This is a genomic window from Salipiger sp. 1_MG-2023, from assembly GCF_030547555.1.
GTDB lineage: Bacteria > Pseudomonadota > Alphaproteobacteria > Rhodobacterales > Rhodobacteraceae > Salipiger.
In genome coordinates this window covers 111,253-123,588 of record NZ_JAUOQN010000001.1, presented here as the reverse complement: position 1 = coordinate 123,588, position 12,336 = coordinate 111,253, and the positions used below count along the sequence as shown (strand labels likewise).

Sequence of the window (12,336 nt, the reverse complement as noted above, 5' to 3'; positions counted from 1 at the left end):
GCGGTCATGCGCACATCACTCGGGGCCTTGTTGGTCATCGGACTTGCGGGCTTGCAATTCATCGCGGTGCTGGCGGTGGTGTTCTCATCCTACGTCACCTCGGAACGGGCGCTGCTGGATCACGCGCGCGAGTTGCTGAGCGATGTCGGCACCAACACCATCGCCCATTCGCGCGGCTTTCTGGGCCCGGCGCAGAGCGCGGCAGAACTGTCGGCGCGGCTGGCGCGCGACCGGGTCATCGCCTCGGATGTGCCCGAGTTGATGGAACAGCTGTTCTTTCAGCAGCTGCAACTCGCCCCGCAATTCGCCGGGGTCTATTACGGCAGCGAAGAGGGCGATTTCGTCTATGTCATGCGCTCGAAAGGGTCGGGGCCGTTCCGTACCAAGATCATCCGCCACCAAGGCGGCGTGCGCACCACCGAGCTGATCTGGCGCGACGACAAATTCAATGTGATCGCACGGTGGATGGACCCCGATGATGTCTACGAGCCGCGCCGGCGCCCATGGTACATTCGCGCCAAGGACCAGATGACCACGATCTGGACCGATCCCTATATCTTTTTCTCGTCACAGCAACCGGGGATCACGCTGGCCTCGCCGGTGATCGACCGGCAGGAAACCGGGCTGGAGGGGGTGCGCGGCATCGTCGGCGTCGATATCGAGATCAGCGATATTTCCGATTTTCTCGCCAACCTGCGCATCGGCAGCACGGGGCGGGCCCTGATCATCCACGCCAATGGCGACGTCATCGCGCACCCCAATCAATCGCTGCTCAAGGCGCAGAACGCTGACGGCACGTTGCATTTTGTCGACATCGCCCATATCGACGATCCCATCGCGCGGGCCGCCTTTGCCCAGCTGGAGGCTGACGGGCAGGTCCCGGTCGAGCAAGAGACGCTGTCGCAGTTCAATTATAACGGCGAGACCTATGTCTCGGTGGTGATGCCGCCAATGAGCGACAAGCTGCCCTGGACCATCGCCGCCTACGCGCCGGAAAGCGATTTCACCGCCGCCATCAAGCAGAACCGCCTGACGAACATCTGGATCGCGGGGGCGGTGGCGGTGCTAACCGCCATCGCCGGGCTGGCGCTGGCGAATTACATCCACAAGCCAGTGCGCGCCTTTGCGGTGCGCTCGGCGCTGGTGGCGCAGGGCGAGCTTGACCCGTCCGAGCCGCTGCCAGCAACCTACGAAGAGCTCGAGAAAGCCAACGAGACGCTGATGCAGCAGATCGCCGCCCGCCGCGAGACCGAAATGGAATACGGCAGCACCTTCGCGCTATCGTCGCGGGGGATGGCGCAGATCGACGCGCAGACCGGGCGCTTCTTGCGGGTCAACGAAAAGTTCTCCGAGATCACCGGCTATTCCGCCACGGAACTGTCGCAGATGCCCTTCACGCTTCTGGGCCACCCCAAGGATCCGCCGGTGCTGCTGTTCGACAATGACCAGCGCGGCGCTCCGCGTGAGGTCAATCACGAGATGCGGTGCCTGCGCCGCGACGGCGAGGCTTTCTGGGCGCTGGTCAACGCCATTCTGATCTTCAATCAGGAAGGCAAACCCCTGCACATCGTTCTAACGATGGATGACATCACCTCGGCCAAGCAGACCGAAGAGCAACTTGCCGAGCTGTCCAAGGATCTGTCGAACCTCGCGCGGGACAACACCATGGGGCAGGTGGCGGCGGGGCTGGCGCATGAGCTGAACCAGCCGCTGACCGCCATTGCGCAGAACGCCGACAGCGCGCTGTTTGCGGCGCAGCAGATGGGCGGGGCCGGGCACGGGCTGCACGAGACGCTGGACGAGATCGCGGAACAGGCCCTGCGCGCCGGCGAGATCATCCGGGCGCTGCGTGCCTTCATTCGCCGCGACGAAGGCTGTCGCAGCGATTTCGACCTGTCCGAACTGGTGAGCCAGACCCAGCGGCTGCTCAGCGCTGAATCGCGGGCGGCGGGCGTGTCGGTGATCGCCGATCTCGGGGCGCTGCCGGCGGTGCATGCCAACCGTCTTCAGATTGCGCAGGTTCTGGTGAACCTGATGCGCAACGCGATCGAGGCGGTGGCCGAAGGCGACGACCTTGACCGGCGGGTGATCGTCGAGGCGAAGGTTGACGGCGACGAGGTCCACGTCTGTGTGTCCGACACCGGGCCGGGTGTGGCCGAGGGCATTACCCTGTTTTCTGAATTCGAGACGACCAAGGCGGCGGGAATGGGGCTTGGCCTGTCGATCTGCCGGTCGATCTGCCTCGCCAACGGCGGGCGGCTGTGGCACCAGCCGCGAGAGCCCCATGGCGCGATGTTCTGTTTTACATTGCAGGTCGGTGGGATGGAGGCCACTCAGGCGGCCTGACAAAAACACAGTTTTTTGAGTGACATGGCCCCTGCTTGCTGTGTAGGCTCAAGCCGTGGGGACACAACGCGATATTTGATCTTATGACAGACGGGACGCCAGCGGTCTTCATCGTGGATGATGACCAAGACATTCGCACGTCACTGACCCGGGCGCTTGGCCAGCGTGGTTTCGAGGTCAGTGCCTACGCCTCGGCACAGGCGTTTCTCGACGCTTACGATGGCGAAACGGCTGCCTGCCTCGTGCTCGATTACGGCATGCCGGGGATGAACGGGCTCGAGCTTCAGGCGCGGCTGAACGCCAATGGCAGCCCGCTTGCGGTGATCTTCATCACCGGCCACGGCGGCGTGCCGGAATCCGTGCAGGCGATGCGCGCGGGCGCGGTGGATTTCCTAGAAAAACCGTTCCGGCAGTCGACCTTGGTCGAGCGGATCAAGGCGGCGCAGCAGATCGCTGCGGACAAGCAGGCGGCGCTTGTCCGCCGGCGCGATCTTGCCACGCGGTTCGGGCGACTTACCGCGCGCGAGGAAGAGATCGTCGAGCGTATGGTCGCCAACCCGGCCGAAGTGTCGAGCAAGGAAATCGGCAACGCGCTGGGCATCAGCCCGCGCACCGTCGACCATCATCGCGCCCGCATTCTGGAAAAACTTGAAATCCGCTCGCTGGTCGAACTGGTCGATCTTGTCTCAAAGCTGAAAGCTCCGGCCGGCTAGGCGGCGCTGTGCGCCTGCGCGGGGATGCTGCGCGCCTCGCCGGAATTGCCCCATGGCGCAAATTGCCTAGCTTTTGTGCAAAGACATGGAGCAAGATATGGGTTACCTCAAGGACGGCCAGTGGCAGGACCGCTGGGATTACACCAGCAAGGACGGCAGCTTCGAGCGCTGGACCACGGAGTTCCGCAACTGGATCACGCCGGATGGCAGCGCTGGCCCGGACGGCGCCAAGGGCTATCCCGCCGAGGCTGGGCGCTATCACCTTTATGTCAGCTATGCTTGCCCATGGGCGCATCGCACGCTGATCTTCCGCGCGCTGAAGGGGCTCGAAGACCTGATCGACGTCAGCGTCGTGCACCCCGAGATGCTGTCGAACGGCTGGAGCTTTGACAGCGATTTTCCCGGCGCGACCGGGGATCGCCTGCACGGGCTGACACATCTGCGCGACGTCTATCTCAAGGTGAATCCCAGAATGTCGGGCCGCGTGACGGTGCCGGTGCTGTGGGATCGCGCCAGCGGGACCATCGTGTCGAACGAAAGCGCCGAGATCATCCGCATGTTCAATTCGGCCTTTGACGGGCTGACCGGAAACACCGACGATTACTGGCCCGAAGACCTGCGCGGCGATATCGAAACCATCAACGCCCGTGTCTACGACACGGTGAACAACGGTGTCTACAAGGCCGGGTTCGCCACCACGCAAAAGGCCTATGACGCGGCGGTCGGCCCGCTGTTCGACTCGCTCGACTGGCTCGAAGACATCCTGTCGCGGCAACGCTACCTTGCCGGTGGGCGCATCACCGAGGCGGACTGGCGATTGTTCACCACGCTGATCCGGTTCGACAAGATCTACGAGTGCCATTTCAAGTGCAACAAGGCGCGGATCGTCGATTATCCCAACCTGTGGGCCTATACCCGCGAGCTGTATCAATGGCCCGGCGTGGCAAAGACCGTGGCGTACGACCACATCTGCCGCCACTATTACTACAGCCATGACATGATCAACCCGAACCGCATCGTGCCGGTCGGCCCGAAGCTTGATCTTGCGGCACCGCATGGGCGCGAAGCGCTCTAGGTCAGGCCGGCACCCTGCCGTAATGCTCGACCATGGCTGCAAGGTCCGACGGCGCTGTGGCGATTGGCAGGAAGGCGCAGGCATTGGCGCAATGCCGGAAGATCGAGCCATCGGAAAAGAACGAGGTGTTGGTGACAAAGATCACCCGCGCCTCGGGGCGCCGGTAGCTGGCGAAATCCGCAACCGCCAAGGCGCTGCCCTCTTCCAGAACGAGGTCGAGCACGATCACCTGTGGGTTGAGTTCCAGCAGAAGCTCGGTCGCGCTATCCTGCGAATGGGCGATGTGCACTTCGCCGCCAAGCCGTTCCAGGTGCAGCCGCCATAGTGTTGACAGTTCCTTGCTGCTTTCCACGATCAGTATACGCACTGTCACCGCCTCCGCCACCCGTCGAACTGCATTGGAACAGTTTTCGACCTTAGATCTAAACAAATCTTTAACGCCCGTCGAGGCCGCAGGACCAAACCAAGAACATAGGCGGTCTCCCGCTTGTTGCGCTTCGGGGGATGCTTGCTAGTGTGGCCGCAGGTTTTGGACGAGGGCGACATGCGGGCTGTGCACTTCTCAATTGGACTGTCGCTGCTGAGCGCGACCATGGCGCCGGCGCAGCAGGCCCCGTGCGGCGGGGATTTTTCGGCCTTTGTCGGCCAGTTGGCGCAGGATGGCGTGGCGCGCGGCCATGACCCCGCCACGATTCAGCGGTTCCTGTCAGATGTGCGCCAAGACCCCGCGGTGCTGCAACGCGACCGCGGGCAGGGCATCTTTCAGACGCCCTTCATCGAATTTTCGCGCAAGTTGATCAGCCAGGACCGGCTTGACCGGGGCCGCAGGCTGGCCCAGCAATATGACGGCGTCTTTTCCCAGATCGAGCGCAACTATGGCATCGCGCGCGGCGTGCTTCTGGCATTCTGGGCGTTCGAGACCGATTTCGGTGCCTTTCAGGGCGATTTCAACACGTTGAACGCGCTGGTCACGCTGGCCCATGATTGCCGCCGCCCCGAGATTTTCCGCCCGCAGATCTTTGCCGCGCTCGAGCTGTACGAGCAGGGCGCTTTCGACCCGGCCACCACCACCGGGGCCTGGGCCGGAGAAATCGGGCAGGTTCAGATGCTGCCGCGCGACATTCTGGAAAATGGCGTCGATGGCGATGGCGACGGGCAGGTGCGGCTCAAGGCCTCGGCGCCTGATGCGTTGATGTCGGGGGCAAAGATGCTGGCGGGGCTGGGCTGGCGTCATGGCGAGCCATGGCTCGAAGAGGTGGAGCTGCCAGAGGGCATGGATTGGGGGCTGAGTGGGCTGGAAACCACGCGCACCGTGGCGGAGTGGGAGCGGCTCGGGGTGCGGGCTCGCGATGGGGCGCTGGATGACGGGCGGCTCGAGGCGTCGATCCTGCTGCCGCAGGGCAAGGGCGGGCCAAGCTTTATCGCCTACCCGAATTTCCGCGTCTATTTCGAATGGAACCAAAGCTTTACCTATGTTATGACCGCCGCCTATTTCGCCACGCGGCTCGAAGGCGCCCCGGTGTATGAGGCTGGAACCCCTGCGCCCGGCCTGTCTGGCGAGCAGATGCAGGCGCTGCAACGGGCCTTGCAGGCGCGCGGCTACGATGTCGGGGAGATTGACGGCATCCTCGGCGCGGGAACCCGCGCAGCGGTGCGCGACATGCAATCGCGGCTGGGTCTGGCCGCTGACGGCTGGCCGACGCAGGAGCTGCTGAACCGGCTCTGAGGGCGGGGAACATGCGCGGCGCTTCGCGGTTGTCCCCGCATGATACGCGATTTCGTTCTTCCAGCGGCGCTTTTGTCGCTTGCCCAGCTGACCTTTTGCCACGGCGCGCAAAAGGTGGGCGAGCCTGCGGCCAACGTCATTCCCGCCGAGATGCGCGGCCGCTGGGGCATCACCCGCGCCGATTGTGATGTGACGCAGGGGGATGGCAGCGGGGCAATGCTGGTGTCGTCCGAAATGCTGGGCTTTCCCGAGTCCCACGCAAGGCTGGCGACCAGCGACACAGCCACGCCGCAGCGGATCTCTGCCAGCTATGCGGTCTCCGACGAGGGTGAGCGCGCGATGACCCTGAGCCTGTCAGGCGATGGCCAGACCCTGACCCGCATCGAGACCGACCCCGATGCGGAGCCGGTTTCGAACCGATACCGGCGTTGCGACTGATCAGCCGGGAATGATCTCGAATTTCAGCACATCGACCATGCCGCGATCGGTGATCTTCAGCGACGGGATCACCGGCAGGGCAAGGAACGCGAGCTGAAGGAACGGTTCTTCGAGCGTCACGCCAAGGCTGCGGGCGGCGGCACGCAGGTCGACCAGCCGGTCGCGCACCGCCTCGAACGGCTCAAGGCTCATCAGCCCGGCGACCGGCAGCGCCAGTTCCGCCAGCACCGCGCCATCCTTGACCACGACGAACCCGCCTTCGATCTGTGACAGCCGGTTGGCGGCCACCGCCATGTCGGCATAGTCGATGCCGACGCAGGCGATGTTGTGGTGATCGTGACAGACGGTCGAGGCGATGGCCCCCGCCTTCAGGCCGAAGCCCTTGACGAAACCGGTCGCGACATTGCCGTTCTTGCCATGGCGCTCTGCGACCGCGATGCGGACCAGATCGCGCGCCGGATCGGGGCGCTTGTCGCCATCGACGATGGCAATCGTCTCATGCAGGTGATCGGTGAGGATCTGGCCTTCGCGGATGCCGATCACATCGGTCTCTTCGCGGTTGCCGCCGGCGCGGAACTGTTCGGCGCGCAGCGGCGGGGCCTTGACCGACTGGCGCCCAACCGGGGCCACGGTTTCCCGGCCCGCAAAGGCTGCCTCGTCCACCACGCGCCCCGCCGCCAGCACAAGCTGCGCATGGCAGGTTTCAAGACTGTCCACCGCCACGATATCGGCGCGCTTGCCGGGGGCGAGGATGCCGCGATCCTTCAGGCCAAAGGCTTCGGCCGCCGACAGGGTCGCGGCGCGATAGGCGGCCAGCGGCGGCGTTCCCAGCGCGATCATCGTGCGGATCATGTAATCGAGATGCCCGTGTTCGCCGATGTCCAGCGGATTGCGGTCATCGGTGCACAGGCACATATAGGGCGAGGTCCGCTCGGTCAGCAGCGGTTGCAGCGCGTGCATGTCCTTGGAAACCGAGCCTTCGCGGATCAGCACCCGCATCCCCTTGCGCAGCTTTTCAAGCGCCTCTTCGGCGCTGGTCGCCTCGTGTTCGGTGCGGATTCCGGCGGCGATATAGGCATTGAGATCGCGCCCCGACAGCAGAGGGCAATGGCCGTCGATATGGCCGCCCTCGAACAGCGCCAGCTTTTCCATCGCCTGCGCGTCGCGAAAGATCACGCCGGGGTAATTCATGAATTCCGCCAGCCCGATGCCCGAGGGGTGGCCCATCAGTGGCTTCAGATCCGCCGCCAGAAGCTCGGCCCCGGCGGTTTCCATGTGTGTCGAGGGCACGCAGGAGGACAGCTGCACGCGGATATCCATCAGCGTGTGACGGCTGGCCTGCTGGAAATAGCGGATGCCGGCGGCGCCGATCACGTTGGCGATCTCGTGCGGGTCGCAAATGGCGGTGGTGATGCCGCGCGGCGTCACACAGCGATCGAATTCAAACGGGGTGACCAGACTGCTTTCGATGTGCAGATGCGTGTCGATGAAGCCGGGCACGAGGGTCAGGCCGCTGACGTCGATCACCTGCGCGGCGTCGTAATGGTCGAGCGTGCCGACGATGGTATCGCCGCAAATCGCAACATCGCCGTCCAGCAACTCTCCGGTGACAAGGTCAAGCAGCTTGCCGCCGCGCAAGACGATATCCGCGGGGGCGTCGCCGCGCCCTTGGGCAATCCGTTTTTCCAGCTCCGCCATGATGTGTCTCCTGTCGTTTGCGCGATCTAAACACAGCCTCGGGGCAGGCGCGAGGGGGTGCCGGTGCGAGCTTGAAGCGATTTGACGATGCCGGGACGAGAGGCCAGCCGCCAGCCGCGCAGCGCCACACGCTGGCGGCGATGCGGGTACATGAGGCGGGGCTGTACTAACTCAGGCCCATTTCGCCAGCGGCGGCAGGCTCATCAGAACCGCGTCAGGGTCGTGCCCGGTGGCCAGCCCGAATTTGGTGCCCCGGTCGTAGACGAGGTTGTATTCGGCATAGAGCCCGCGATGGACCAGCTGCGCGTCCTTGTCCGCCTCGGTAAACGCCTGCGTGCGGCGGGTTTCAACGAGGGGAACATAGGCGGGCAGAAACGCGCGCCCGATGTCCTGGGTGAGGGCAAAATCGGTCTCCCAGTCGCCGGTGTTGCGGTCGTCCATGAACACCCCGCCAACCCCGCGCGCCCGCTTGCGGTGCGGGATGTAGAAATACTCATCGGCCCAAGCCTTCAGCGCCGGATACAAATCGGCGCCATGCGGATCGAGATGGGCCTTTTGCGTCGCGTGAAAATGCGCCGTGTCGGCGTCATACTCAAGGCAGGGATTCAGATCAGAGCCGCCGCCGAACCACCATGCGTTCGGGGTCCAGAACATGCGCGTGTTCATGTGAACCGCGGGCACATGCGGGTTACGCATATGGGCGACAAGGGAAATGCCGCTGGCCCAGAACCGCGGATCGCTTTCGATTCCGGGCACGCCGCGGGCTGCCATGGATTTCTGCGCGGCGCTGCCGAGCGAGCCATAGACCGTGGACACGTTGACACCGACCTTTTCGAACACCCGCCCGCCGCGCATCACGCTCATCAGCCCGCCGCCCGCGTCGGAGCCGTCATCGGCGCTGCGCACCGTCGGGGTCACGTCAAAGCGGCCGGGCGGCAGATCTGCGAAGGGGCCATCGGCGTGGCTGTCTTCGAGCCCTTCGAAGGCGGTGACGATGTCGTCACGCAGCCTGCGGAACCAGCCCGAGGCACGGGCCTTTCGCTCGGTGAAATCGTCGGTCATGGCGCGGCTCCCTTTTCGGCCGGTGATAACGCCGCACCGGGCGCGAGGCAATCAATGCGCGGGGGCCGACACCGGATCGAGCAGGGTGCGCCCGCCATCCACGGTCAGGATCTGCCCGGTCATGAAGCCAGAGCCTTCGGAGGCCAGAAACTGCACCGCTTCGGCCAGCGCGCCGGGCGCGGCGATGCGGCCCAGCGGCGTGTGAGCCTCGATCTCGCGGCGATAGTCGGGGTGCGCCTTCAGCCGGTCCTTGAGGCTGGCCGACATCACCGAGCCGACGCCCAGCCCGTTGACCCGGACGCGATGCGGTGCCAGTTCCACCGCCAGCGAGCGGGTCATCTGGTCAAGCGCGGCGCAGCTGATCGAATAGGCCATCAGCTGCTTTTGCGTCCGGCAGGCCGCGATCGAGGACAGGTTGACGATCGTCCCGACCTCGCGGTCGTCGCTGCCTTCGCCCTGCTTGATCATGCGCTTTGCAACGATCTGGCTGAGCCGCAGCGCCGGGGTCAGATTCTGGCCCAGCAGGGTCTCGACCGAGGTATCATCGAGGTCGAGCGGGTCGTTGGGCAGCATCTGGCGCGCGCCGTTCACCAGAATATCGACGCGGTCGAAGGCGTCGAGCGTGGCAGAGAGCAGGTTTGCCAACGTCAGCTTTTCGCGCAGGTCGCCGGCAAAATAGACCATGTTCTCGGTCTCTTGGCCGCATTCCTTGGCGAGGCGGCTTTCATCCATGTCGGCGAACATCACGTTCGCGCCCTTGTTGGCGAAATGCCGGGCGATGGCGAGGCCGATGCCGTTTGCGGCACCGGTGACGATGGCGGTCTTGCCTTCGATCGAATAGCTCATGGGGCAGTCCTGACTAGGGTGTGCAGCGAAAAGGTTAACGCTGCTCAGGCCTTCGGGCGATAGCCATGAAGGATCTTGAAGCGCGCATCGCCCGCGATTTCTTCGGAATGCCTGAAATCTGCCTCGAGCTGAGGCTCGTAGGGCAGGTGGCGGTTGGCCACCAGCCACAGGCTGCCCGAGGGTTTCAGAATCCGACGGGCGGCGGTGATGAAGGCACGGCCAAGCGCGGGGTCGGGTTTGCGGCCAATGTGGAAGGGCGGGTTCATCACCACGGCGTCAAGCCGCGCGGGCGCTTTCCAGTCCAGCGCATCGGCCCAGTGGAACTGGGCGCGCGGGTCGCTGACATTGCGTCGGGCGCAATCCAGCGCGCTGTGGTCGGCTTCGACAAGATGCAGCGTGGTGACGCTGTCGCGCGACAGGATACCGGCAGCAAGGCCGCCCCAGCCGGCACCTAGATCCGCCACCTGCGCTCCAAGCTTGGCAGGCAGGACAGACAGCAGCAGCTCTGAACCCGGATCGGGCGCGTCAGCGGAAAACACGCCGGGCGCGGTCCACATGCCGTGGCGGTTCTGTGCCGGGCCATGCGCCCAGTCGGCAAAGGCGTCGCTGCCGTTGAACCAGAAGCATTTACCATGCGCCTTCGACACCTGCCCGGTGATCGGGCTGCGCGCTTTGATTGCCTTGAGCAGCGGTTCGATCCCGTCGGTTTTTGGCCCGTCGACAACAATCATCCCGGAGGGCACGGCGGCGCAGGCTTCGGCAATGCGCTGTTCGGTCAGCTCGCGGGCGCGGGCGGGGTAGACCACGGCGGCGGCAAATTCCCCCTCGGGGGCCAGCGCGACCGCCACGCCGCGCCGCGCCCATGCGGCGTGATCGGGGGCAAAGCGCTGCACCACGGTGCAGCGGGTCAACGGCAACGCGGATGCGTCAAGCTCTCCGGGCGCGCCCAGAAGCAGGATACGGCCGTCTTCGGGCAGGGTCATCCCTGCCTCGGCGGCGAAGCTAAGTCTGTCGGCTGTCATGCAAGGGCTGGACGGTGCCAGCCTACTCCTTTTCCATGGTGCATTGCAGCGGGTGCTGGTGCCGCCGCGCAAAATCCATCACTTGGCCCACTTTGGTTTCGGCGATCTCGTGGCTGAAAACGCCGACAACGGCGACGCCCTTCTTGTGCACGGTCAGCATGATCTCGAAAGCCTCTGCATGGGTCATGCCGAAGAACCGTTCGAGCACATGCACCACGAATTCCATCGGGGTGTAATCGTCGTTCAGCAACAGAACCTTGTACAGCGGCGGGCGCTTTGTCTTCGGCTTGGTCTGCACCACGATATCGGAATCGCTGTTGCCCCCATCGTCATCGAAGGGCGTGTTGGCAAGGCGGAAGGGGCTCTCCGTGATGGTGTGGGGCATCTCGGTCACTCGGCTCGCGATCAGGCGCGCCAGACCATCTGGCGCTTTGCGGTGTTGGGGTCGAAGCGCTTATATATAGCGATGCGCCCCTGAGGGAAAGAGCGCAACAAGGAGTGTCTTCATATGGCCACAAATTTGCAAACAATTGGTTTCGACGCGGATGACACGCTTTGGCACAACGAGCGCTTCTTCAAGCTGACGCAGGAGCATTTCGCCGAGCTGCTCAAGGATCACGCCGACACCACCGATCTTGACGCGCGGCTTCTGGCGGCCGAGCGACGCAACATCGGGCATTACGGCTTTGGGGTGAAGGGCTTTGTGCTGTCGATGATCGAAACCGCCATCGAGGTGACCGAAGGGCGGGTTCCCGGCGCGGTGATTTCCCAGATCATGCTGGCGGGGCAGGACATGCTGGCCCACCCGATCGAGCTGCTGCCCCATGTCGAAGAGACGATCGAGGCGCTTGCCCCCGCGCATCATCTCGTGCTGATCACCAAGGGCGATCTGCTGCATCAGGAGCGCAAGCTGGCGCAATCGGGGTTGGGCAACTGGTTCGACGCGGTGCAGATCGTGTCGGACAAGACCCCGGACACCTATGCCCGCATCTTCGCGGATACCCCCGGCGGGCCAGAGGGGGCGATGATGGTCGGCAATTCGATGAAATCCGACGTGCTGCCGGCGATCGAGGTCGGCGCATGGGGCGTCCATGTCCCGCATGAACTGGTGTGGGGGCTGGAACTGGCCGAGGCGCCGGACCATGCGCGCTTTGTCGATCTGCCCGATCTTGGCGGCTTGCCGGGGCTTGTCTCACGGATTCGCGAGGGTGGCTAAAGGTGATTTGAGCAGCATGCCTTAATCTCGCCACAATCGCTTTTCTGGGGGAAGGGGCGCCGAAACTCCCCATATATAGCGATGAAATTGACGTAAAAACCGACCCGGATCAAATGATTGCAGGCTTTCTTTAAAGCAGTCTCCGTGCTACGCTCACAGACAATCAAAACAGACTGTTCACCGGGATCAACCCG

The 12,336-nt window shown here is 64.1% G+C and carries 12 protein-coding genes; 6 read left to right on the top strand and 6 right to left on the bottom strand.

What is annotated here, in order from left to right; genetic code table 11:
* Positions 1–6 precede the first annotated feature (6 nt).
* The 3 genes from Q4543_RS00595 to Q4543_RS00585 all read left to right on the top strand — a co-directional run bounded on the left by Q4543_RS00595 (position 7) and on the right by Q4543_RS00585 (position 4,134).
* Positions 7–2,346 carry a cache domain-containing protein gene (locus Q4543_RS00595; RefSeq protein ID WP_303435779.1) on the top strand — a complete coding sequence of 780 codons (2,340 nt, stop codon included), beginning with the start codon at positions 7–9 and terminating at the stop codon, positions 2,344–2,346.
* Between the two features lie 83 nt (positions 2,347–2,429).
* The gene (locus tag Q4543_RS00590; RefSeq protein ID WP_216004210.1) at positions 2,430–3,059 is read left to right on the top strand and encodes a response regulator transcription factor; all 630 of its coding nucleotides are present in this window, start codon (positions 2,430–2,432) and stop codon (positions 3,057–3,059) included.
* 97 nt (positions 3,060–3,156) lie between these two features.
* Positions 3,157–4,134, top strand: a complete 978-nt coding sequence (locus Q4543_RS00585) for a glutathione S-transferase family protein (protein ID WP_303435778.1) — start codon at positions 3,157–3,159, stop codon at positions 4,132–4,134.
* 1 nt (position 4,135) lies between these two features.
* Here Q4543_RS00585 and Q4543_RS00580 read toward each other — a convergent pair whose 3' ends face one another.
* Positions 4,136–4,501, bottom strand: a complete 366-nt coding sequence (locus Q4543_RS00580; RefSeq protein WP_216004212.1) for a response regulator — start codon at positions 4,499–4,501, stop codon at positions 4,136–4,138.
* A gap of 177 nt (positions 4,502–4,678) precedes the next feature.
* Here Q4543_RS00580 and Q4543_RS00575 point away from each other — a divergent pair, with 177 nt between their 5' ends.
* Both Q4543_RS00575 and Q4543_RS00570 read left to right on the top strand, forming a co-directional pair.
* The gene (locus Q4543_RS00575; RefSeq protein WP_303435777.1) at positions 4,679–5,860 is read left to right on the top strand and encodes a lytic murein transglycosylase; all 1,182 of its coding nucleotides are present in this window, start codon (positions 4,679–4,681) and stop codon (positions 5,858–5,860) included.
* Positions 5,861–5,899: 39 nt separating this feature from the next.
* Positions 5,900–6,298, top strand: a complete 399-nt coding sequence (locus tag Q4543_RS00570; RefSeq protein ID WP_303435776.1) for a hypothetical protein — start codon at positions 5,900–5,902, stop codon at positions 6,296–6,298.
* Here Q4543_RS00570 and ade read toward each other — a convergent pair whose 3' ends face one another.
* The 5 genes from ade to clpS all read right to left on the bottom strand — a co-directional run bounded on the left by ade (position 6,299) and on the right by clpS (position 11,311).
* Entirely contained in the window at positions 6,299–7,996 is a 1,698-nt protein-coding gene (gene ade, locus Q4543_RS00565) for an adenine deaminase (protein WP_303435775.1), read from the bottom strand. It abuts the gene before it with no gap.
* A gap of 171 nt (positions 7,997–8,167) precedes the next feature.
* Positions 8,168–9,058, bottom strand: coding sequence for an oxygen-dependent coproporphyrinogen oxidase (hemF, locus tag Q4543_RS00560; protein ID WP_303435774.1), 891 nt, complete (start codon positions 9,056–9,058; stop codon positions 8,168–8,170).
* Between the two features lie 51 nt (positions 9,059–9,109).
* On the bottom strand, positions 9,110–9,904 hold the full coding sequence (locus Q4543_RS00555; RefSeq protein ID WP_303435773.1) for an SDR family NAD(P)-dependent oxidoreductase: 795 nt from the start codon (positions 9,902–9,904) through the stop codon (positions 9,110–9,112).
* 44 nt (positions 9,905–9,948) lie between these two features.
* Positions 9,949–10,926 (bottom strand): class I SAM-dependent methyltransferase, encoded by a 978-nt coding sequence (locus Q4543_RS00550; RefSeq protein WP_303435772.1) that lies wholly within the window; start codon positions 10,924–10,926, stop codon positions 9,949–9,951.
* Between the two features lie 22 nt (positions 10,927–10,948).
* Positions 10,949–11,311, bottom strand: coding sequence for an ATP-dependent Clp protease adapter ClpS (clpS, locus tag Q4543_RS00545; protein WP_216004219.1), 363 nt, complete (start codon positions 11,309–11,311; stop codon positions 10,949–10,951).
* A 123-nt stretch (positions 11,312–11,434) separates the two neighbouring features.
* Between clpS and Q4543_RS00540 the strand changes: the two genes are divergently transcribed.
* Complete coding sequence (locus tag Q4543_RS00540) at positions 11,435–12,142, top strand: HAD family hydrolase (protein ID WP_303435771.1); 708 nt, start codon at positions 11,435–11,437, stop codon at positions 12,140–12,142.
* Positions 12,143–12,336 lie beyond the last annotated feature (194 nt).